The sequence below is a fragment of the Bradyrhizobium sp. 930_D9_N1_4 genome (assembly GCF_052076015.1).
Lineage (GTDB): Bacteria > Pseudomonadota > Alphaproteobacteria > Rhizobiales > Xanthobacteraceae > Bradyrhizobium.
In genome coordinates, this window is the sequence record NZ_CP197236.1 from 4,961,834 (window position 1) to 4,983,570 (window position 21,737).

22 protein-coding genes are annotated in these 21,737 nt (G+C 63.2%); 13 read left to right on the forward strand and 9 right to left on the reverse strand.

From position 1 onward, the window contains the following. The first annotated feature begins 6 nt into the window (after positions 1 to 6). The 4 genes from AB7532_RS23660 (at position 7) to AB7532_RS23675 (ending at position 3,007) form a co-directional block, all read left to right on the forward strand. Positions 7 to 780 (forward strand): HpcH/HpaI aldolase family protein, encoded by a 774-nt coding sequence (locus AB7532_RS23660; RefSeq protein ID WP_441237102.1) that lies wholly within the window; start codon positions 7 to 9, stop codon positions 778 to 780. Between the two features lie 68 nt (positions 781 to 848). Further along, positions 849 to 1,232: a cupin domain-containing protein gene (locus AB7532_RS23665; protein WP_441237103.1), complete on the forward strand. Its 384-nt coding sequence runs from the start codon at positions 849 to 851 to the stop codon at positions 1,230 to 1,232. A gap of 175 nt (positions 1,233 to 1,407) precedes the next feature. Further along, a complete protein-coding gene (locus AB7532_RS23670) occupies positions 1,408 to 2,136 on the forward strand; it encodes a HipA family kinase (protein ID WP_441237104.1) in 729 nt (242 codons plus the stop codon). Beyond that, positions 2,120 to 3,007: a DUF3037 domain-containing protein gene (locus tag AB7532_RS23675; RefSeq protein WP_441237105.1), complete on the forward strand. Its 888-nt coding sequence runs from the start codon at positions 2,120 to 2,122 to the stop codon at positions 3,005 to 3,007. Before AB7532_RS23670 ends, AB7532_RS23675 begins: the two co-directional genes overlap by 17 nt. 56 nt (positions 3,008 to 3,063) lie before the next feature. Here AB7532_RS23675 and AB7532_RS23680 read toward each other — a convergent pair whose 3' ends face one another. Next, positions 3,064 to 3,564, reverse strand: a complete 501-nt coding sequence (locus AB7532_RS23680; RefSeq protein ID WP_441237106.1) for a hypothetical protein — start codon at positions 3,562 to 3,564, stop codon at positions 3,064 to 3,066. A gap of 382 nt (positions 3,565 to 3,946) precedes the next feature. Between AB7532_RS23680 and AB7532_RS23685 the strand changes: the two genes are divergently transcribed. The 3 genes from AB7532_RS23685 to AB7532_RS23695 all read left to right on the forward strand — a co-directional run bounded on the left by AB7532_RS23685 (position 3,947) and on the right by AB7532_RS23695 (position 6,686). Continuing rightward, positions 3,947 to 4,714, forward strand: a complete 768-nt coding sequence (locus AB7532_RS23685) for an acyltransferase (RefSeq protein WP_441237107.1) — start codon at positions 3,947 to 3,949, stop codon at positions 4,712 to 4,714. Between the two features lie 197 nt (positions 4,715 to 4,911). After that, on the forward strand, positions 4,912 to 5,529 hold the full coding sequence (gene rpsD, locus AB7532_RS23690; protein ID WP_441237108.1) for a 30S ribosomal protein S4: 618 nt from the start codon (positions 4,912 to 4,914) through the stop codon (positions 5,527 to 5,529). 89 nt (positions 5,530 to 5,618) lie between these two features. Further along, positions 5,619 to 6,686, forward strand: a complete 1,068-nt coding sequence (locus tag AB7532_RS23695) for a threonine aldolase family protein (RefSeq protein WP_441237109.1) — start codon at positions 5,619 to 5,621, stop codon at positions 6,684 to 6,686. A 10-nt stretch (positions 6,687 to 6,696) separates the two neighbouring features. On the opposite strand, the gene AB7532_RS23700 is transcribed toward AB7532_RS23695, so the two are convergent. The 3 genes from AB7532_RS23700 to grxD all read right to left on the reverse strand — a co-directional run bounded on the left by AB7532_RS23700 (position 6,697) and on the right by grxD (position 9,719). Further along, positions 6,697 to 7,980 carry a serine hydrolase domain-containing protein gene (locus tag AB7532_RS23700; RefSeq protein WP_441237110.1) on the reverse strand — a complete coding sequence of 428 codons (1,284 nt, stop codon included), beginning with the start codon at positions 7,978 to 7,980 and terminating at the stop codon, positions 6,697 to 6,699. Continuing rightward, the gene (locus AB7532_RS23705; protein ID WP_441237111.1) at positions 7,961 to 9,247 is read right to left on the reverse strand and encodes a serine hydrolase domain-containing protein; all 1,287 of its coding nucleotides are present in this window, start codon (positions 9,245 to 9,247) and stop codon (positions 7,961 to 7,963) included. The genes AB7532_RS23700 and AB7532_RS23705 overlap by 20 nt, the downstream gene beginning before the upstream one ends. Positions 9,248 to 9,392: 145 nt before the next feature. Beyond that, positions 9,393 to 9,719, reverse strand: coding sequence for a Grx4 family monothiol glutaredoxin (gene grxD, locus AB7532_RS23710; protein WP_085404302.1), 327 nt, complete (start codon positions 9,717 to 9,719; stop codon positions 9,393 to 9,395). 238 nt (positions 9,720 to 9,957) lie between these two features. On the opposite strand from grxD, the gene egtB reads away from it, so the two are divergent. Both egtB and egtD read left to right on the forward strand, forming a co-directional pair. After that, entirely contained in the window at positions 9,958 to 11,253 is a 1,296-nt protein-coding gene (egtB, locus tag AB7532_RS23715) for an ergothioneine biosynthesis protein EgtB (protein WP_441237112.1), read from the forward strand. 50 nt (positions 11,254 to 11,303) lie between these two features. Next, a complete protein-coding gene (gene egtD / locus AB7532_RS23720; RefSeq protein ID WP_441237113.1) occupies positions 11,304 to 12,275 on the forward strand; it encodes an L-histidine N(alpha)-methyltransferase in 972 nt (323 codons plus the stop codon). A gap of 178 nt (positions 12,276 to 12,453) precedes the next feature. Here egtD and AB7532_RS23725 read toward each other — a convergent pair whose 3' ends face one another. Together AB7532_RS23725 and AB7532_RS23730 are read right to left on the reverse strand one after the other, a co-directional pair. Beyond that, entirely contained in the window at positions 12,454 to 13,647 is a 1,194-nt protein-coding gene (locus AB7532_RS23725; RefSeq protein WP_441239344.1) for a low temperature requirement protein A, read from the reverse strand. A gap of 38 nt (positions 13,648 to 13,685) precedes the next feature. After that, the gene (locus tag AB7532_RS23730; RefSeq protein ID WP_441237114.1) at positions 13,686 to 13,922 is read right to left on the reverse strand and encodes a BolA/IbaG family iron-sulfur metabolism protein; all 237 of its coding nucleotides are present in this window, start codon (positions 13,920 to 13,922) and stop codon (positions 13,686 to 13,688) included. Positions 13,923 to 14,122: 200 nt separating this feature from the next. Between AB7532_RS23730 and AB7532_RS23735 the strand changes: the two genes are divergently transcribed. Then, positions 14,123 to 14,482, forward strand: a complete 360-nt coding sequence (locus AB7532_RS23735; RefSeq protein ID WP_441237115.1) for a DUF427 domain-containing protein — start codon at positions 14,123 to 14,125, stop codon at positions 14,480 to 14,482. 133 nt (positions 14,483 to 14,615) lie between these two features. Here the strand turns inward: AB7532_RS23735 and AB7532_RS23740 are convergent, their stop codons facing one another. Further along, on the reverse strand, positions 14,616 to 14,789 hold the full coding sequence (locus AB7532_RS23740) for a DUF1328 domain-containing protein (RefSeq protein ID WP_441237116.1): 174 nt from the start codon (positions 14,787 to 14,789) through the stop codon (positions 14,616 to 14,618). 182 nt (positions 14,790 to 14,971) lie between these two features. Between AB7532_RS23740 and AB7532_RS23745 the strand changes: the two genes are divergently transcribed. Then, positions 14,972 to 16,159, forward strand: coding sequence for an acyltransferase family protein (locus AB7532_RS23745; RefSeq protein ID WP_441237117.1), 1,188 nt, complete (start codon positions 14,972 to 14,974; stop codon positions 16,157 to 16,159). A 114-nt stretch (positions 16,160 to 16,273) separates the two neighbouring features. Here AB7532_RS23745 and purL read toward each other — a convergent pair whose 3' ends face one another. Beyond that, positions 16,274 to 18,484 (reverse strand): phosphoribosylformylglycinamidine synthase subunit PurL, encoded by a 2,211-nt coding sequence (gene purL / locus AB7532_RS23750; RefSeq protein ID WP_441237118.1) that lies wholly within the window; start codon positions 18,482 to 18,484, stop codon positions 16,274 to 16,276. A gap of 184 nt (positions 18,485 to 18,668) precedes the next feature. Between purL and AB7532_RS23755 the strand changes: the two genes are divergently transcribed. Together AB7532_RS23755 and AB7532_RS23760 are read left to right on the forward strand one after the other, a co-directional pair. Continuing rightward, the gene (locus AB7532_RS23755; RefSeq protein ID WP_441237119.1) at positions 18,669 to 19,148 is read left to right on the forward strand and encodes a PaaI family thioesterase; all 480 of its coding nucleotides are present in this window, start codon (positions 18,669 to 18,671) and stop codon (positions 19,146 to 19,148) included. A 75-nt stretch (positions 19,149 to 19,223) separates the two neighbouring features. Next, the gene (locus AB7532_RS23760; RefSeq protein ID WP_441237120.1) at positions 19,224 to 20,192 is read left to right on the forward strand and encodes a DMT family transporter; all 969 of its coding nucleotides are present in this window, start codon (positions 19,224 to 19,226) and stop codon (positions 20,190 to 20,192) included. Between the two features lie 10 nt (positions 20,193 to 20,202). On the opposite strand, the gene AB7532_RS23765 is transcribed toward AB7532_RS23760, so the two are convergent. Continuing rightward, positions 20,203 to 21,558 carry an NAD(P)H-dependent oxidoreductase gene (locus tag AB7532_RS23765; RefSeq protein WP_441237121.1) on the reverse strand — a complete coding sequence of 452 codons (1,356 nt, stop codon included), beginning with the start codon at positions 21,556 to 21,558 and terminating at the stop codon, positions 20,203 to 20,205. Between the last annotated feature and the right edge of the window lie 179 nt (positions 21,559 to 21,737).

Genomic DNA, 21,737 nt, shown 5'->3' on the forward strand with positions numbered 1-21,737 from the left:
ATCCCCATGTCGGTCCCCGCCACGCCGCTCAATCGCCTCCGCCAATTGTGGAGCGAGGGCCGCCCCGCCTTCGGCGCGATCGCAACGATCCCCAGCGTGCAGATGGTGCAGATCATGGCGCGCTCGCTCGACTGGATCATCGTCGATCTCGAGCATGGTCCGATCGGGCTGACCGAAGCGCATGCGATGATCGCAGCGACGACGGGCACGCCGTGCACGCCGCTGGTGCGGATCGCGGCCAACGAGCCGTGGCTTGCAAAAGCGCCGATGGACATCGGCGCCTTCGGCATCAATTTTCCAATGATCACCAATCGCACTGATGCCGAGAAGGCCGTGCGCAGCGTGCGCTATCCGCCGCGCGGCGATCGTCTCTGGGGTCCGTTCCACGCGCCGTTCCGCTGGGGCCAGTCGATGCCGGACTATATGGCCAGCGCCGATGACGAAATGATCTGCATGATCACCATCGAGCATGTCGAGGCCGTCAACCGCATCGACGAGATCATGGCGACACCGGGCATCGACGTCGCGGTGATCGGCCCCGGCGATCTCGCGACCTCCATCAACAAGCGCGGCCAGATGGACGATCCGGAACTGCTGGAGCTGGTCGCCCGGGCCGAAGCCGGCATCCTCAACAGCGGCGTGCCGATCGGCGGCGTGGCGCGCACCGCCGACCAGGCCAACGCCCTGGTCGACCGCGGCTACCGCGCCATCGCGCTCGGCTTCGACTGGTCGCTATTCCAGCGCGGCATCATGGCGGCCTTTGACGGCATCAGCCGCTGAGCAGGCCGATTGCCACCTTGCCGGGAGCGGCGGCGCTGCTAGGGTTCGGCCGTTCCAGGGAGGAAACAATGCTCAAAAAGACTTTGCTCGCTCTTGCCTTCACCGGCCTCGCCGTGGCCGCCTTCGCCCAGCAGCCCGGCATCAAGCGCACCCCGCTCCAGAAGGTCGAATTTCCGGACGGCTACGCCACCATCACCGCCATAGCGGAAGTGCCCGCAGGCGGCGCGGCCGGACGCCATACCCATCCGGGCATCGAGACCGGCTACGTGCTCGAAGGCGAGCTGAATCTTCTCATCGACGGCCAGCCGGAAAAAACCGTCAAAGCCGGTGATTCCTACCAGATCCCGGCAGGCGTCGTGCACGACGCCAAGGCTCATGGCGACAAGGCCATGAAAGTGCTTGGCGTTTACGTCGTCGACAAGACCAAGCCGCTGGCCTCGCCGGCGCCCTGATGCGGCGAACCGACTGGGCTCGACCGGGCTGGTCAAGCATAAAGCGTTTCATATAATTCTGTAAAGCTGTCAGTAGTTTACTTGAGAACGAACCAAGGCTCCGACGGCAAGAATGCCGGCGGAGCCCCATCGGGGGCCACTTGTGTCTCAATTGCAGATGTTCCCACGGAAGGCCTTGGTCCAATTCCCCAAGGTCGAGCCAAGCGCCGACAGTCTAGGCGAGGTTGAGGCTGACGATAGCTTCCTCTATTACATCAAGGGTGATGTCGCGGGGAAAGCGACCAGAGCCAGCGAATGGCTAGGTACCCAAATCGCCGAAGCAGTTGGCCTTGCTGCTCCTGCACCTTGCGTAATCGAACTTCAAGACGGCAGCACCGTATTCGGCTCGCGACGAATCGCCGGCGTGGCCGATGCCGCGGTAACGATGGCCTTCTTGACGGCGCCAACAGCTTCGAATCAGTCTAGCCCCGTCGCTGGTCTGTCGGCGTTGCTCTCGAAGATCTACGCGCTCGACATGTTCTGCTACAATGATGATCGACACCTCGGAAACTACCTTTCCGTTGATGACCGCGGCCGCCGACGGTTGTACGCATTCGATTTCAGTCGAGCTTTCTTTTGGACTTGGCCATGGAACGGCGGCTACCCCAGCCCTCAATCCAACACCAGACGGTGGGGATCTTTCCTTCGGCGGTTTCATGGGTTTGATGAAGTAGCCGCCGGATCGACGTTGGACGCTATCGGAAATATTGCGCCGGCGGCCATAAGCGGTTTTATTAATCAGATGCCGTCAGATTGGATGGGCGCCACGCTCAAAGCGGAATTTTCAGCCGTTTGGGAGGGGACCGCGTGTGCATCCAGGGTCGACGCGCTTCGCAAGGGGTTTCAAGATGGCACACTCTTATAGCTTCGCCATCATCCGGCTTGGCACTACCGACGCTCGCGATGAGAGGCTCAACGTGGGCGTGGTGGTTTTTGACAGACAGGGCTTAGACGTCCGCGTCGGACGGCGCGTCGAAAAAGTGCGTGCTCTATCGGCCGGGGTCGAGGTCGACACTTTGCGCGAACTCGTAGCCAATCTATCTGCCATGGACGAAAGACTTCACGGAGGCGGCGACGTCGATGTCAATGATCGGCATGCGGATCTCAAGGCCCTCGGTCCCTTGTCTCTCTCTCCCTTAGGAACGTTCGTCGCTGAACACGCAAGTGAATATGAAGACCGTGTGAAATCGATCCTCTCAGCAATGGTTGACGTCGAACCTGCTCCCCGCATTGTTCGTGAGAAGCGATCGAAATTACTGACGCAAGTGAAGCGCGTATTTAAAGAACAGCGTGTGATGGCAAAAAGAGATGAAGACCTCTCGTCTCATCGTATCTTAACCGCCTTCGAGCTTGACGACGGCTTGGTGGCCGATCTCGTCTTAAAGAATGGCGCGATGCACGTTGTTGAGACGGTCGACGCGACCAGCGAGGAAGAGACGGTAAGGCGAGCTATTGCCGAAGTAGCAGTATCGGCAATCGTTCTCGAGCGCGCACGCATGCGATTTGGCAAAGACAACACAAAGGCGAGGCTGGTCTACAGTGCATCCGCGAATTTGGAGAAGGCGGCCCGCCCATCGCTTGAAGCTGTCCAAAATCAAGGTGCAGAGTTGATCAACTGGGAAAGCTCGGACGATCGCGGCAAGTTCATCCATTCAATGGCTATGCTGGCCACGCCTATTCCGACGAAGCGGAAACGGAAAATAGTCGGCGTCACAGGGCCCGCGTTTGGTTTTTGAACCTTAGGGCCCTGCCCGCCGAGAACCAGCGGGCAGGAGACCGACTAATTAGGTACTTAGACCTTCTCGGCTACTTGATCCCAGATATCGGAAGCGCCCTCCAAAAACGACAACACATAGACGTTCTGAGGAACTGAATAGATGCTCTCACTGGGATCAAACCAGAAGCTTGCTTCCTTTCCCTCGTCCTTCGTGTTGCGCTTCAAGCGGGCGTCCACACGAGCCGCCAAGGCGGTCTCGTCGTCTTCATCGTAATGCGTCACGCCGTCATCGATGTCGTCCCAAAGCTTGGCGAGACGTTTGAGGTCAGAGTACGACGCCGCGTTTTTTGCCCACTCGCGCCCGTCGTTCAACCCCTCGTCTCTCTGCTTGGCTTCCAGGTCCCGCTTCGAGGCCCTTAGCCTCTCGATCACGTTATCCATGTTGTCTCCATCAAAAGTTGCAGTTGCTATCTCACGATCGAAGGCCGCCCGAGCAACCTCCGACCAGTTCACGGTCTCTAGGGCGTCCATTGCCGACTTCGTGGCGTCCGGGATCGATAGGTTGATTCTGGCCATAGAACCTCACTTATGCGCATCAGATTTAGATATGCGCATCAAAATTGCACGCAAGACTAAATGCGCATAATTTTTAATTATGCGCATAAGAGTCCGCCCTGCCCCGCTCACCAGTCCAGCGTCGCCTGCCTGAATTTCTTCCCATATTGCTCAGGTTGCCCGACCACGGAGCGCGGCAAATCGGCCAAATAGTCAATCACCGTCTGGGCGCAATGCACGCCTTCGTCAAAATTACAATTATTTCAATAGCTTGTGCAAAGCTATGGAATGCCTTGCGACGATATATTCCCAGCCCCAAGCAAGCCGGTTTCATGCTAGAGCAGGCGGCGAGCGGGAACCTCGCTCGCTTACACATATTTTGATCGGCGGGAACCGGAGACCAATGCGCGGGACGCCCAAGACCATTTCGCTGCCGCGCCGCCTGATTTGCGATCTCATGCGCGCGTCGATGGACGTGCCGTTCGTGTCGCTCTCCCGCTCGCTCAATATCCGCCCCCTGCTGGAGGCCCGCGCCGGCGCGATGGCGCCCGCCGGCTGGGCGGCGATATTCGTCAAAGCCTTCGCCCTCGTCGCCAGGGACGAGCCGGTGCTGCGCACCGTCTATGCCAAATGGCCCTGGCCCTCGCTCTACGAGCTGCCCAATAGCGTGGCGTCGGTGGCGATCGCCCGGGTCCAGGACGGCGAGGAATGCGTGATGCCGCAGCGAATCGCGGCCCCCGAAGCCATGGCGCTGGCCGCGGTCGACGCCGAAATCCGGCGCGCCAAGACGGCGCCGATCGATGACGTTCCCATGTTCCGCAAGGTCATGCGAGCCACCCGCCTGCCGCTGCCGTTACGGCGGCTGTGTTGGGCGATCGGGCTGAATTTCGGCCGGCAGCGCGGCAACTGGTTCGGCAGCTTTGCGGTGAGCTCGGTGGCAGCCTATGGCGGCGGTGAGCTCCATCCCATCACGCCGGGCCCGTTCATCGTCAGCTATGGGGTGGTCGAGGGCGACCAGACCATCCATGTCGTGATCCGCTGGGACCACCGGGTCACGGACGCTGCCCCCATCGCCCGGGTCCTGAGCCGGCTGGAACAGGTCCTGAACACTGAAATCGCAGCCGAATTGCGCGCAGCCGGCCCAAAGGCGATCCGGGCGGTCGGAACGTGATTCCGGGGCCATTCGCATTGACAGCAAACCCCAAACTCTCCTAAAAGCCGCTTGCTCGCGGGCCGATTTCGGCCCGCGAAGCGTTTCGCGACCCGTGGTCCACTCCCTTAAGCTTTGGGATCGGACCTGTCAGTGCCGGGCTTGCCCGTCACCCAGGAGGGCGCGTTTCCTCAAACCATGAACCTCTCGAGGACGCGATGACTAAGCGCAGTGAAGCCAAGTACAAACTCGACCGCCGTATGGGCCAGAACATCTGGGGCCGCCCGAAGAGCCCCGTCAATCGCCGCGAATACGGTCCCGGCCAGCACGGCCAGCGCCGCAAGGGCAAGCTCTCGGACTTCGGCGTGCAGCTGCGCGCCAAGCAGAAGCTGAAGGGCTACTACGCCAACATCAGCGAGCGCCAATTCCACAGCATCTATGTCGAGGCCAGCCGCCTCAAGGGTGACACCGGCGAGAACCTGATCGGCCTGCTCGAGCGCCGTCTCGACGCGGTCGTGTACCGCGCCAAGTTCGTCTCGACGATCTTCGCCGCGCGCCAGTTCATCAACCACGGCCACATCAAGGTGAACGGCCGCAAGGTCAACATCTCGAGCTATCAGGTCAAGCTCGGCGACGTGATCGAGGTCAAGGAAGCCTCCAAGCAGCTCGCCCACGTCCTCGAAGCCAGCCAGCTTCCCGAGCGCGACACCCCCGACTATCTCGAAGTCGACCACGGCAAGATGACCGCGAAATATGTGCGCATCCCCCACCTCTCCGACGTGCCGTTCCCGGTGCAGATGGAGCCCCATCTGGTCGTCGAATTCTATTCGCGCTAAGATCTGAATATCGAAAGGCCCCGGTTCGCCGGGGCCTTTTTGCTTAAGAGCCACACTTCAGTGGCCGCAGTGCTTTCAGGAGCCGTCGCATGCTCTACACCCCTCCCCCGATCGATCCCAAGGCGCCGCCGGTGCGCATCAATCTGCTCTCGGATACGCAGACGAAGCCGACGGCTGCGATGCGCGAGGCGATGGCGCGTGCAGAGGTCGGCGACGAGCAGGTCGGCGATGATCCGACCACCAACGCGCTGTGCGAGCGCGTCGCCGCGCTGATGGGCAAGGAGGCTGCGGTCTACATGCCCTCCGGCACGATGTGCAACGTCACCGCGACGCTGGTGCATTGCCGTCCCGGCGACGAGATCCTCGCGCATGAGACCGCCCACATCATCGCCCGCGAAGGCGGCGCGCATGCCGCACTCGGCGGCTTCCAGGTCACGCAGCTCAAGGGCCCCGACGGCCAGTTTACGCCGGAGACGTTCCGGAAAGCGCTGCATCCGCGCACGCGCTACCAGCCGGCGCAGACTGTCGTCAGTGTCGAGCAGACCGCCAATATCGGCGGCGGCACGATCTGGAAGAAGGCGGCGCTCGACGAGATCGTCGCGATCGCCAAGCAACATGGCCTCGTCACCCATATGGACGGCGCACGCCTGCTCAACGCCACGGTCGCGAGCGGTATCTCTCCGCGCGACATGACGGCGGGCTGGGATTCGGCCTGGATCGATTTCTCGAAAGGCCTGGGCGCGCCGATCGGCGGCGTGCTCGCGGGCACGCGTGCCTTCATCGACGCGGTCTGGCAATGGAAGCAGCGGCTCGGCGGCTCGATGCGGCAGTCCGGCGTCTGCGCGGCCGCCTGCATCTATGCGCTCGACCATCACGTCGACCGCCTCGCCGACGACCACGCCAATGCGCGTGCGCTGGCCCGCGGTCTGTCGCAGATCGCAGGCTTCGAGGTGCAGGAGCCCGAAACCAATCTCGTGTTCTTCAAGCCGGATGGCGCGGGCGTTGCCGGCGACAAGATGGTTGCCGCATTGCGTCAGCGCGGCGTGACGCTCGCGATGATGGACGGCCGCATCCGCGCCTGCACCCATCTCGACGTCAATGCAGCCCAGGTCGAGGAGATGATCGGCCACGTGCGCGAGATCGTGCGCGGAGCGTAACTGGCTCTCGTCATCTCCCCATCGCCTGATAGATCAGCGTCTTCAGCGCGAGCTGGATCCGCCCGCGTTGCGACGGCGTCTGCACCATGAAGATCCCGAAAAGGTCGTCCTCGGGATCAATGAAAAAGAACGTGCCGCCGACGCCGTCCCAGCGATATTCGCCCAGCGGCCACGAGGTCCCCTGCGGCACCGACGTACGCACGGCGAAGCCGAGGCCGAAGCCGGAAGACCCGCCCGGATAGTAGTTCTGGTCACGCACGACCTTCGTTTCGGGGCCGATATGATCCGACGCCATCAGCGCGATGGTCTCGGGCTTGAGATAGCGCCGGCCTTCATAGCTGCCGCCGTTCAGCAGCATCTGCGAGAAGCGCGCGTAGTCACTGACCGTGCCGACCATGCCGCCGCCGCCGGACTCCCACCTCAATGGTTTCCTGGGATCGCGGACCTGCGTCATCGGGCTGGTTGCGCGATCCGTCGGCATCGGCTCGGCGATGCGCGGCCATTTGGCGGGATCGGCGACATAGTACGCGGTATCGATCATCCCGAGCGGATCGAGCAGCCGCTCCTTCGCGAACTCAAACAGCGTCTTCCCCGAGATCACCTCGATGATGCGGCCGAGCACATCGGTGGAATGGCCGTAATCCCAGATCGTGCCGGGCTGTTCGGCAAGCGGCAGCGCAGCGATCTTCGCGACGAGCTCGGCATTGGTCAAAGCCTTGTTGTCGAACAGACCGGCATCGGCATAGAGCTTGTTGATCAGGCCCCCGCCATAATAGCCGTAAGGCAGCCCGGCGGTGTGGCGCATCAGATCCTCGATCGTCACCGGACGATTGAGCGGCTCCAGCGCCAGCGACACCTTGCCGTCTTCGGCCTTCTTCTCGACGCCGACCTTCATCACGGCGAAGGCCGGAATGTATTTCGAGACGGGATCGTCGAGCGAGAGCCTGCCCTCCTCGACCAGCATCATCGCCAGAACCGTCGTGACCGGCTTCGACATCGAGTAGAGGCGGAAGATCGTGTCCGCGCTCATCGAGATTTCGGTGGCGACGTCGCGGACGCCGAAATTCTCGTAATAGACCGGCTTGCCGTGCTGCTGGAGCAGCAGGATGGCGCCCGGAAACGTGCCTGCGGCGATCTCGCTCCGGATGTACTCGGAAACCTTTGCCAGGCCCTCAGGCGAGAAATTGTGGGCGCGCCCTTCGGAGCCCGCCCGCGCACCGACGACGCCAAACAGAAGGACGAGCGCCGCGATCAACCCGCGGCGCCCGAACCTGTCACTTCTCCATGGCTTCATAAACCAACTGCTTCAATGTCCGCTGCACGCGCTGGCGCTCGGTCGGGGTCTGTTCCAGCAGCACGAAGAACATGTCCTGCTTGGGGTCGATCACGAAATAGCAGCCGGAGGCGCCGTCCCACTTCAATTCCCCGAGATCGCCGGGCGGCGGCGGCTTTGCGTTGCCGGGATCGGTGCGGACCGCGAGCCCGAGGCCGAAGCCGAAACCATCGCCGGGGAAATAGAAATAGTCGCGATCGACGCCCGACTTCGGGCCGATCTGGTCGGTCACCATCAGCTTGAACGTCTCGGGCTTGAGGATGGTCTTGCCGTCGAGGCTGCCGCCGTTGAGCAGCATCTGCGCGAACCGCTCATAGTCCGCCATGGTCGAGACCATGCCGCCGCTGGCCGACTGCCATTTCTTGACGACGGTCGGATCGTTGATGCGGCCGACCCGGAAATCGCTGTCGTTCGGCACCGGCTGCGCGAGAAGTTTTTGTTTCTCGGGATCGGTGACGAGGAAGCCGGTGTCGACCATGCCGAGCGGACCGAGCAGCTTCTCGCGTTCGATGTCGAGCAGCGGCTTGCCGGCCGCAACCTCCATCACGCGCGCAAGGATGTCGGTGGAATGGCCGTATTGCCAGAGCGCGCCCGGCTGATTGTGCAGCGGCAGTTTGGCGATGCGCTCGGCGAACTCGGCGAGGTCGAAATCGCCGTCATAGATCTTGGCGTCGCGATAGGCCTTGCGGACCAGGCTGTCGCCATAGAAGCCGTAAGTGACGCCCGACGTGTGCGTCATCAGATCGTGCACCGTCATCGGCCGGTTCAGCGGCACCAGCTCCAACGACTTGGTGCCGTCGTCGGCCTTCTTCTCGACGCCGACTTTCAGATTGGCGAAGGACGGAATGTATTTCGAGACCGGATCATCCAGCTTGATCGTGCCGTCCTCGACCATCTTCATCGCGACCACCGAGGTGATCGCCTTGGTCATGGAGAACAGGCGGAAGATCGTCTTGTCCGTGATCGGCGCCTTGCTGGCGACGTCCTGCACGCCGAAGGCTTCGCGGAAGACCGCCTTGCCACCCTGCTTGATCAGCACGGTTGCGCCGGCAATCTTGCCGGTCGCGACCTCGTTCTTGAAGAACTCGCTGATCTTGCCGAGCTTCTCCGGGTTGAAATGCGCGCCGGCGGGAATCTCGTAGGTGCCCTCGGCGCGCGCGAATGATATCGCGCCAAGCGACAGAAGCGCACCGCAAGCGAGCGCACGTAGTCCAGATCGTAAAATCATATCCCCTCCCCGGAACATGGTCCGGGGGAGTGTACCGGCCGCGCCATCAGGCACAAGGGCTGGCATGCCGCGCTAAACCGGAAGCGCCACGATGGTCGCAAGGACCACGGGCGCCGCCGATCGGGCGCGTCGGGCCGGTCATTGATCAGGCCGCGACAGCGACGCCCTTCTCGGACAAGAGCTGCTGCAATTCGCCGGCCTGGAACATCTCGCGGACGATGTCGCAACCGCCGACGAACTCGCCCTTCACGTAGAGCTGCGGAATGGTCGGCCAGTTCGAGTAATCCTTGATGCCGTTGCGCAGTTCGGCGGATTCGAGAACGTTGAGGCCCTTATAGCCGACGCCGATATGGTCGAGAATCTGGACGACCTGGCCGGAGAAACCGCACTGCGGGAATTGCGGCGTACCCTTCATGAACAGAACCACGTCGTTCGACTTCACTTCGTTGGCGATGAATTCCGCGATGCTCATATCCGTGTCCTTCTGGGGCGAAGCCCTCAAATCGCTTCGGGCTGGCTCAGCCGATTTAACCCGATCCCTGCCTATATATGTAGCCCAAACCGTTGTGCATCCAAAGTAAAATGGCGGCGAACAGCCCCTGGGCGTCCGGTCCGGAGGCCGCCAGATTCATTGCATGATGGCACGAATATCATGACCGGGGAGGACTTTCATACCGTAGCGGAGCCCCTATCTAGGACAAACCCCGGCTTTGGAACCGGGCAACGCCAACAACGTTCTCTTGTCCTGTCTGGAGAAAAACGTGACGAAACAAGCCTCCGCTACGGCCAGTCCGCCGCTTTCGTCACCGTCTTTTGACCCGGGCAGCCTCGCCCGGAGGCTGGAAGAGGCGTTCCTCACCGTGCGCAACGAGACCGAGCGCCGGGCCGCGCCGCTCTCGCCCGAGGACCAGCAAATACAGTCCATGGCGGACGCGAGCCCGATCAAATGGCACCGGGCTCACACCACCTGGTTCTGGGAGCAGTTTCTGCTCGGCGAGCATTCGCCGGGCTACCGGCCCTTCCACCCCGACTTCGCCTTCCTGTTCAATTCCTATTACGTCAGCGCCGGCCCGCGCCACGCACGCGGCCAGCGCGGCGACATCACCCGGCCCAGCGCCAGCGAGGTCGGCGCCTATCGCAGCTATGTCGATACTGCCGTCGCAAAATTCTTCCGCGACGCCGGCGAAGACAAGCTTCGTGAGATCGCGCCGCTGGTCGAGGTCGGGCTCAATCACGAGCAACAGCATCAGGAGTTGATGCTCACCGACATCCTGCATGCCTTCGCACAGAACCCGATTTATCCGGCCTACGATCGGGACTGGCGCTTCCCCGCCTCGACAAGTGCCGGCGAAGACTGGCTGACGCTGAACGAGGGCATCCACACGGTCGGCCATGTCGACGACAGCTTTCATTTCGACAACGAGAAACCGGCCCATCGCGCCCTCGTCGGCCCGGTCAAGGTCGCCCGCAATCTCGTCACCAACGCCGAATGGCTCGCCTTCATGCGCGACGGCGGCTACGCGAAGGCAACCCTCTGGCTGATGGATGGCTTCGCCGCCGCCAGCAAGGACGACTGGCTGGCCCCGGGCCATTGGCGCGAGATCGACGGCCAGTGGCAAACGATGACGCTCGCCGGCCTCAGGCCGGTCGATCCGGACGCACCGGTCTGCCACGTCAGCTATTACGAAGCCGACGCATTCGCGCGCTGGGCCGGAAAACATCTGCCGACCGAGATGGAATGGGAAGTCGCCGCGCGTGCCGGCCAGCTCAACGATGCCTTCGGCATCGTATGGCAGTGGACGCGCTCATCGTACTCACCCTACCCCGGCTATCGCGCCATCGAAGGCGCGCTCGGCGAGTACAACGGCAAGTTCATGATCAACCAGCTGGTGCTGCGGGGCTCCTCGCTTGCAACTCCCGAGGGCCACAGCCGTATCACCTATCGCAACTTCTTCTATCCGCACCATCGCTGGCAGTTCACGGGACTGCGGCTCGCCGACTACTAGTTCTTATCCGACGACAAATGCGCGCCGGACAGCGCGTTCAGGAGAGTATCATGAATGTGCACGCCAGCGCTTTGGCCGAAGCCCATCTCCCCGACGAACAAACCACTGCCTTCGCCCGCGAGGCGATCGAAGACCTCTCGCAGCAGCCGAAGAAGCTGTCGCCGAAATATTTCTACGACGCGACCGGCTCGGAGCTGTTCGAAGCGATCACGCGCCTGCCGGAATATTATCCGACGCGCACCGAGCTATCGATCCTGAAGGAGCGCGGCCGTGAGATCGCAAAGATCATTCCCGAGCATGCAGCGCTGGTCGAGTTCGGCGCGGGCGCGACCACGAAGGTCCGCCTGCTGCTGAATCAGTGCAAGTTCGCAGCCTATGTCCCCGTCGACATCTCCGGCGATTTCCTGAAGGCGCAGGCCAACGGCCTGAAGCGGGATTTTCCCTCGCTGGGCATTTATCCTGTGGCGGCCGACTTCACCACGCCGTTCGAGCTGCCCAAGGCGGTCGCGTCGATGCCCAAGGTCGGCTTCTTCCCGGGCTCGACCATCGGCAATTTCGAGCCGCAGGAAGCACAGGCCTTTCTGAAGAGCGCACGCAGGATTCTCGGCAAGGGCGCGCAGATGATCATCGGCGCTGATCTCGAGAAGGACGAGCGCGTGCTCCATGACGCCTATAACGATGCGGCCGGCGTCACTGCGCGCTTCAATCTCAATGTTCTCGTACGGATCAACCGCGAGCTCGGCGGCAATTTCGACCTGTCCGCCTTCACCCATCGCGCGATCTACAATCGCGAGCGGCACCGGATCGAGATGCACCTCTTCAGCAAGAAGACCCAGACGGTGCGGTTGCTGGGCACGACCTTCTCGTTCCGGACCGGCGAGAGCATTCATACCGAGAACAGCTACAAATACAGCATCGAGCGCTTCGCCGCGCTGGCGCAGGGCGCGGGCTGGACTGTGCGCGAGAGCTGGACGGATGCGGCCGGGATGTTCTCGGTGCATGCGCTTGAGGTGGCGGAGTAGACGCTCGGGCGCTGCTTGCGGCCCATCCTTCGAGACGCCCGCTAGGCGGGCTCCTCAGGATGAGGTCGGAGTATGTGGCTGCAGGTTTAACGGGCACGGACCCTGATCAGCCTCATCCTGAGGAGACCGCGCAGCGGGCGTCTCGAAGGACGAGGCGCTAGCTCAGGCCGCCCCCGATTCAATGCTCCTCCGCCTCCTCCGGCGCCGACCCCAGCGAGACCGACTCCCACACCGCGACCACGATCATGATCACGCTCGTCGCCACCGACAGCCAGAGCGGCGACAAATCCGACGCGAACCACCACAGCGCCAGCAGTAGCACGATGCCGATGCCGTGGGAGAGCTGGAGGAAGCCGCGGATCGCGTGCTTGAACAGGACGGTGCCGATCAGGAAAATCATGGGACCACCGATCGTGCTCAAGATGGTGCGGATATCGGAATGGCCGGTCGGGTGCTTCAGCACCAGTTCGTCCGAGACCGCGGTCAGGATGATGCCGGCGACGATCGGCAGGTGCAGATAGGTATAGGCGAGCCGCGCCAGCCGGCCGGATTCGGCAGACTTCGAGAGCCGTTCTGAACCGGCCTCGGCGCCCTTGTGGAAATAGACCCACCACATCGCGATGGCGCCGACCAGGCACGAGACGAAAGCCAGAATGTTATCGGCGGTCCACTCCAGCTCGGCAAAGGTGGCGCCGTTGACGACGACGGCTTCACCGAGCGCGATGATGATGAAGCCGGCGCAGCGCTCGGCCATGTGGCCGCCCTCGACGGCCCAGGCCTCGACCGAGGAGAAGCCGAGCTTCGGGACCCAAAAACGCACCGCGGGCGAGATATATTCGATCGCGAGCGCCGCGATCCAGAACCACAGCCGTGCCTCGTCATGCGCGAGGCCGCCTGATATCCAGAAGATGGCGGAGGCCGAGAGCCAGACCAGGATGCGGATCGCATTGTGCCGGACTGCCGTCCGGTGGCGCGGGGTGGCAAACAGCCAGAACGCGGTGCGTCCGACCTGCATGGTCGCATAGGCGATCGCAAACCACAGGCCCCGCCCCTCGAACGCGCTCGGGATGGTCGTCGACAGCACGAGGCCGCCCAGCATCATCAGGAAGATCATGATGCGGACCGGCGTCAGCTCGGGATTCAGCCAGTTGGTGACCCAGGCGGTGTAGACCCAGACCCACCACATCGCGAGAAACAGCACCGTGACGTGCACGGCGCCGAGCGGGGTGAAATGGTGCAGCAGCGTGTGCGACACCTGCGTGACGGCGAAGACGAAGACGAGGTCGAAGAACAGCTCGGCATTGGTGACGCGGCTGTGCTGGTTCGGCAGGATGACGCGAAACATCGCGCCGCGCGGGTTGTCCGCAGCCATCATCGTGCCCCCGTCGCGATCAGGTCAGCTGCAAGTTCTCAACTACCCGGTACGCCGGTTTGCAGCGCCAGCGCGTGCAGCACGCCGCCCATCTGGCCTTGCAGGGACTGATAGACGATCTGGTGCTGCTGGACGCGGGACTTGCCGCGGAAGGATTCCGAGATCACGGTCGCGGCGTAGTGGTCGCCATCGCCGGCGAGGTCACGGATGGTCACCTCGGCATCGGGGATCGCTGCCTTGATCATCGCCTCGATATCGTGGGCGTCCATGGGCATTCGGGTCGTGCTCCTTGATCATCTCGGCCGCAGGGCAGCCTGTCGTCGAATCGCTCGCCGGGGTCCCCTCGCCGACAGGGCCAAACTTAGCGTGAACGGCCTTCTAGGTCACGCTCCCAGGCATTATATCCCTGATCCCATCAGGATAAAGGCACGACAAAGTGCCGCGCGCGGCGGTTTGATCGAAAAGGCGTGAAATCATGAAGCTTCCAGGGCCGGACCACCCCATCACCATCACCCCAAACCCCCGGCGCGTCCGCGTCACGGCCGGCGACATCGTGATCGCCGAAACCAGCAAGGCGCTGACCTTGAAGGAAGCCAGATATCCGGCGGTGCAATATGTGCCGCGGGAGGACGCCAACATGGCACTGCTGGAGCGCACCGAGCGCGTCACCCATTGCCCCTACAAGGGCGATGCGAGCTATTACAGCGTCAAGGCCGACGGCAAGACACTCGACAACGCCATCTGGACCTACGAGACGCCCTTCCCCGCGATGACCGAGATCTCCGGGCACCTCGCGTTCTATCCGGACAAGGTGAAGATCGAGGAAGTGGGCTGAGCGCACCCGCCACGGAGTATGCGTCATGGCCGGGCTTGTCCCGGCCATCCACGTTCTTTGGCTCGGAAAAGGAAGACGTGGATGCCCGGGTCAAGCCCGGGCATGACGAAGGTGTGCTTGGGTCGCCGCCGAGCTACGCCCTGAAGATCGTAAGCCCGAGTATCAGCAGCACCAGGAAGATCACGACGAAGATATAGAACAGGAAGCGGGCGATATCGGCGGACGCCGCCGACAGGCCGGTGAAGCCGAGCACGCCGGCAACGATCGAGATCAGTAAAAAGATAAGCGCCCATTTCAGGATCGTCATCGCCAACTCCGACCAGAGGGCGCCGTTCGCGGCCCTCAACTTGTACGTGATCCCTAACTTCGCTGCGCGGAACTGGTTCCTGACAGTGCCGCGCCTCCGGGGCTTGGCACAAACTGCGCTTGCTGAATCCGGTTCCCGGCGGCAAAGTCCGTCCGGGACGGAAAGCGCAAGCCGGGGCGATCATGATCACGATGTCACATACCGCGGCAATCGGCGCAGAGGCGCACGCTGTGCCGAAGACCAAGGCGCGCAATGTCTCGCTCGATCGCGCCCGCACCTTCCTGACACTGGTGGTGCTGCTGCATCACGCCGTCATTCCCTACACCTATTTCGGCCACACCGATCCGGCGTCGTGGATCGGCTTCGACGTCGTCGTGCTCGCCACCGACAGCTTCTTCATGGCGATGTTCTTCTTCCTGTCGGGCCTGTTCACCTGGCCCGGCATCGCACGCAAGGCGCCATCGGTGTTCCTGCGCGACCGCCTGCTGCGCCTCGGGCTGCCGTTCGCGATCGCCGCCCTCACCGTCATCCCGCTCGCCTATTACGCCATCGCGCTGCGGCAGGATCCCGAGCTGAGCTTCGGTGCGTTCTGGTGGAAGACGGTCACCGTTGGCCCTTGGCCGAGCGGCCCGATCTGGTTCGTGTGGGTGCTGCTGGCGTTCGACCTCACCGCAAGTCTGCTCTACCGCGTCTCGGCGCACTTGGTCGATCCCGGCAACCGCATCTCGCTGCGCGGCTTCGAGCAACCCGCCGTGTTCTGGCTGATGCTCGTCGCCGTGGGCGTCATCGTCTATCTTCCGGCGCTGATCTATTTCGGCACCAACAAATGGTTCGAGTTCGGGCCGTTCTCGGTGCAGGCGAGCCGTATCCTGCTCTACTTCGCCTATTTCTTCATCGGCGCCAGCGTCGGTGCCGCGAACTTCGATCGCGGCATCCTCAGCGCCGAGGGCCAGTTGCCGAAGCGCCGCTGGACGTGGGTGATCGTCACGCTGACCCCCTACTGCCTGATGTGGTGCATGATCTACGTCAAGCGGGAGATCCTCGGTAATCCCGGTCACCTGCCCGACTGGTACCATGTGTTCTACGGCACGTTCTTCGTGCTGTTCTCGGCCTCGATCCTGCTCGCGATCCTCGCCTTCTTCCTGCATGAGAAATCGCCGGGACCGAACCTGCTCGACCGCATGCAGGCGGATGCCTACGGCATGTTCCTGGTGCACTACCCGATCGCGCTGTGGATCCAGTACGCGCTGTTCGATTATTCGTGGCCTGCGATCGCGAAAGCCGCGATCGGCTTCGTGCTCACGGTGATGCTGAGCTGGGGACTGACGGCGGCGTTGCGGAAGATTCCGGGAGCGTCGCACGTGTTGTGAGGCACGGTCTCTCAACTCGTCATTGCGAGCGCAGCGAAGCAATCCAGAGTCCCTCCGCGGAGACGGTCTGGATTGCTTCGCTACGCTCGCAATGACGGAGTGTGTGGCAGCGCCTCAGGCCGCCTTGCCGCCCATATACTCCGGCAACCAGCGCTCGTGCGAAGTAAGCAGCGTGTCAATCCCAACCGGCGCCTCGCCGGCGATGGCGATCGCGTCGCCGCCGGTGGTGCCGATGCGCACGCAGGGCACCTCGCAGCCGCGCATCTTGGCGAGCACGCGGCCGGCTTCGGTTTCCGGCACGGTGACGAGATAGCGCGCCTGGTCCTCGCCGAACCAATAGGCCTGCGAGACCAGCGACGTCGGTGCCGCCAGCAGCTTCGCGCCGATGCCGCCCGCCATCGCCATCTCGGCGAGCGCGATCAGGAGGCCGCCGTCGGAGAGGTCGTGAACGGCGGTCGCGGTGCCCGCATGGATCATGCCGCGCACGCAGTCGCCATTGCGCTTCTCGGCGGCGAGATCGACCGGCGGCGGCGCGCCCTCCTCGCGGCCGCAGATGTCGCGCAGATACACCGACTGGCCGAGCCAGCCATGCGTGTCGCCAATCAAGAGGATCGCCTCGCCCTCGGCCTTGAAAGCAAGTGACGCCGATTTGGTGAAGTCGTCGAGCAGGCCGACACCGCCGATCGAAGGTGTGGGGAGGATCGCGCGGCCGTTGGTCTCGTTGTAGAGCGAGACGTTGCCTGACACGACCGGGAAGTCGAGCGTGCGGCAGGCTTCCGAGATGCCCTTCAGGCAGCCGACGAACTGGCCCATGATCTCGGGCCGTTCAGGATTGCCGAAATTGAGATTGTCGGTGATCGCGAGCGGCTTGCCGCCGACGGCCGTGATGTTGCGCCAGGCTTCCGCCACCGCCTGCATGCCGCCCTGATAGGGATCGGCCTCGCAATAACGCGGCGTGACGTCGACGGTCAGCGCCAGGCCCTTCGGCCCGTCCTCGATGCGCACGACGGCGGCGTCGCCGCCCGGACGCTGCATGGTGTTGCCGAGGATGACGTGGTCGTACTGCTCCCAGACCCAGCGCTTGCTGCACATGTCGGGCGTGCCGATCAGCTTCTCCAGCGCAGGCCCGAGGCCCATCGGTGCCGGCACCTCGCGCGCATGCACGACCGGCAGAGCGGCGGAGGGCACGTGCGGGCGATCATAGAGCGGCGCTTCGTCGCCAAGCTCCTTGATCGGCAGATCGGCCATGACGTCGCCGCCATGCTTGACCACGAAGCGCTTGCTCGGCGTGGTGTAGCCGACCACGGCGAAGTCGAGGCCCCACTTCCTGAAGATCGCCTCGGCTTCCTTTTCCTTCTCGGGCTTGAGCACCATGAGCATGCGCTCCTGGCTCTCCGAGAGCATCATCTCGTAGGCGCTCATGCCGGTCTCGCGGGTCGGCACCGCATCGAGATCGAGGTCGACGCCGAGGTCGCCCTTGGCGCCCATTTCGACCGCCGAGCATGTGAGCCCCGCCGCGCCCATGTCCTGGATCGCGATCACGCAATCGGCTTCCATGATCTCGAGGCAGGCTTCGAGCAGCAGCTTCTCCGCGAAGGGATCGCCGACCTGCACGGTCGGGCGTTTCTCCTCGGACTTGTCGTCGAACTCGGCCGACGCCATCGAGGCGCCGTGGATGCCGTCGCGACCGGTCTTGGAGCCGAGATAGACGATCGGCATGTTCACGCCGGAAGCCGCCGCGTAGAAGATCTTGTCGGCATCGGCGAGGCCCACGGCCATCGCGTTGACGAGGATGTTGCCGTCATAACGGGTGTGGAAACGCACCTGGCCGCCGACCGTCGGCACGCCGAAGGAATTGCCGTAGCCGCCGACGCCGGCGACGACGCCGGAGACGAGATGCCGCGTCCTGGCATGCTCGGGCGCGCCAAAGCTCAGCGCGTTGAGGCAGGCGATCGGGCGCGCGCCCATGGTGAAAACGTCGCGCAAAATGCCGCCAACGCCGGTGGTCGCGCCCTGATAGGGCTCGATGTAGCTCGGGTGGTTGTGGCTCTCCATCTTGAAGACCACCGCCTGGCCGTCGCCGATGTCGATCACGCCCGCGTTCTCGCCGGGGCCCTGGATCACCCAGGGCGCCTTGGTCGGCAGGCCCTTCAGATGGATGCGCGAGGATTTGTAGGAGCAGTGCTCGTTCCACATCGCCGAGAAGATGCCGAGCTCGGTGAAGGTCGGCTCCCGCCCGATCAGCTTCAGGATGCGCTCGTATTCGTCGGGCTTGAGCCCGTGGGCGGCAACCAGTTCCGGGGTGATCTTGGGTTCGTTCTTCATGGATTCGGGGCTTTCGGCGGCGGTTTGGCCGTTCTTAGGAACATCGGGGGCTCACGAAAAGCCCTTTATGGCGCATTTTCCCGCTGTCCCACGTTTTGCGGCCGGGGGCTGCGGGAACAGGAATTGCACCGCGCTGACAGATCGGATTTAAGGGCAAAACACCCGCAATTGAAGGCCCATTTCCTTGCACGAATTGACCAAAACGCCCCCGCCCCGCCGTCCCGACCTCCACATCGCCACCGAGGGGGAATTCCAGGGCTGGCGAACCTGGATTCGCGACAGTTTTGAGTCCCATGTCGGTCCCTTCTGGCACCGGATCGAGGCGGACGGCAGCGTCCGCAGCGCCTTCCGGGTCGAGAAAAAGCACCTCAACGGCTCGGGGAACGTCCATGGCGGCTGCTACATGGCCTTTGCCGACTACTCCCTGTTTGCGCTCGCGACCCAAGTCCTGGACAGCCGGGCCGTGACGACCAATTTTGCCTGCGAATTCCTCGACGCGGCACGGGAGGGCGAACTGATCGAATGTACCGGAGAAGTGAGCCGGGCCGGCGGTTCGCTGATCTTCGTGCGCGGCAAGATGATGTCCGGCGAGCGGCAGCTGTTCACCTTCTCCGGGACGATCAAGCGGGTGAAGCGGAAGCCGCAGCCTCAGCCAAACGCATAGCTCGACGCCTTCCCTTTTGTCGTCCCCTCGCCCAGAGTTGGGTTAAGCGCTGTTGCGCCGGGGAGCAGAAACAAGGTGCCGCAGAGCACATCGCCGACGGGCCGCAGCACAGCGGCCTCCGCGACATCGCCATTGCCGTCCATGCCCGCCACCGGCGCGCGCAACTGGCGCGATTATGCGCTGCTGTTCGCGCTCGCCTGCTGCTGGAGCTCGACCTATCCGCTGGCCAAGCTCGCGCTGGACACGATCCCGCCCATCACCTTCATCTCGGTACGCTCGCTGATCGCGGCTGCGTTCCTGTTCCCCATCCTGCGGATGCGCGGCGTCAAGCTGCCCACCGATTTGAAGGCCTGGAAGCTGTTCGCGACCCAGCAGCTGATCAACTCGACCTTTCCGTTCCTGATCATCACCTGGTCGCAGCTCTATGTGCCGGCGTCCAACACGGTGGTGCTGGCCTCGACGACGCCGATCTTCGCCTTCCTGATCACATCGCTGATCACGCGGCATGAACCTGCGACGCTGTTGAAGCTCGCGGGCGCGATCCTCGGCCTCGCCGGCACCATCGTCATCGTCGGGCTGGACGCGCTACGCGGCTTCGGTAGCGAGATCATTGCGGAGATCGCGATCCTGCTCGCCACCATCTCCTTTGCTTGCGCGACGATCTTCGGCCTCCGGCTTTCGGAGTATGACCCGATGGTGGTCGCGACCGGCTCGCTGCTGTTCGGCGGGCTGGTGCTGCTGCCGCCCTCGTTGATCATCGACCAGCCCTGGACGCTGCACCCGACGCCGACGGCGATCGTCGCCACCATCGTCATGGGGATCGTCTCCAGCGCACTGGGGCTGTTGCTGTTCTACGTCTGCCTCGGCCGGCTCGGCACGCTGACGACGAATGCGCAAGGCTATTTGCGCATTCCAATCGGTGTCGGCCTGTCGGTGCTGCTGCTCGGCGAGAGCGTGCCGTCGAACCTCGCCCTCGGCCTGCTGCTGGTCATGGCCGGCGTTGCGGCCATGACGGTGCCTGCTGAACGGTTGAAGTGGCGCTAGCAAGCGCCAATCAAGCCGCAATATTGGGTTGCCGGAAGGCTGCTTCCATCTCGCGGCGCACCCGCACGGCAAGACTGTTGGGATCGTACTCCACGTCCTCCCATCTCAGGCGCTGGCCTTCCGCGATATCGGTCTTGAGCTTGACCTGGTGGGCGAGGCCGAGCGGCAGATAGCCCTGCTTCAGGGAGGCGTCAGCCGGGGTCTGCTTGCCCCACACGCAGAAGCCGCCTTCACCGTCGAGCATCTCGCCGGCCTTGAGCTTGCGCTTCGCGGTCGCGATCACGTCCGAGTTGAACGTGATCGGCGCACCGGTCGGCTCCTTGCGCAGTGCTGCGGACGCCACGGAGATGCCGAGCTCAAGGCCGATCATGTGGATCGGCCGGTACAGCGAGGCATATTTGCCGGTCTTGTCGGGCAGCATGCTGTATTCGCGGAAACACTCCTCGGTATAGGCGCTGTCGGTCTCGAACACGACATAGGTGCCCATCACGAGGCTCTGCGGGACGTCGGTGCCGTCACGGTAGACCGAGGACGTGACCTCGGTGACGCCGGACTTCTCCAGCATGCCGCCCTCGGATTTCGGCTTGCAGATTTCGGCGTGCTCGAACCGCGTGGCCGGCGGGAACGACAGGCCCTCGCTCTGCGCATGCAGCCCGGTCGCATTGCACACCGCCGTCATCTCGATGCCCGACTTGGTGCCGTCGACGAAGGAGTTGAACATCTTCGGGTTGATCGAGTTGCGATCCTTGATCTTCATGTATTTGTCGAGAATGTCCCAGACCGTATCCGGCGTCGACTGGTGATAGGTCGGGTGATAGCGCGTCCCCTTGCCGGCGGCGACGACCTTGAAGCCGGCGGCACGCGCCCAATCGACGTGATCGGCGATCAGCGCCGGCTGGTCGCCCCAGGCGAGTGAATAGACGACGCCGGCCTGCTTCGCCTTGCGCGCCAGGATCGGACCTGCGACTGCATCCGCCTCGACATTGACCATCACGATGTGCTTGCCGTTCTCGATCGCCTTCATCGCGAAGCGGATGCCGGCGGCGGGATCGCCGGTCGCCTCGATGATGACTTCGATCGCCGGGTGGGTGATCAGCGCATCCGCGTTGTCGGTGACAACGGTGCGGCCATGCTTGAGCGCGTCGTCGATGGAGGCTGCCGCGTACTGCTCTTCCGGCCAGCAACCGAGCTTGAGCTGCGCCCGGGCGCGGGCGGTGTTCAAATCGGCGACGCCGACCAGATGCATGCCGTCGGTCTGGCGTACCTGCGACAGGAACATCAGGCCGAATTTTCCGGCCCCGATCAGGCCGATCGTGACGGGTTTGCCGGCCGCCTTGCGCTCCAGCAGCATGCGATGGAGATTCATCTGGATTTCCTCAAACGTTCCTCGGGTGACGGCGTTGTTGCGGCCATGAAGTCCGGCCGCGCTCGCCTTGCATGGAACGTTAGGCAGCGGAGAATCCGAGGGCAATTCAGATTATCTGCCGCGACGATGTAGGCACGCTAAACAATCGGAGCGGCTTGGCTCTTAGTTTGCGCATGATC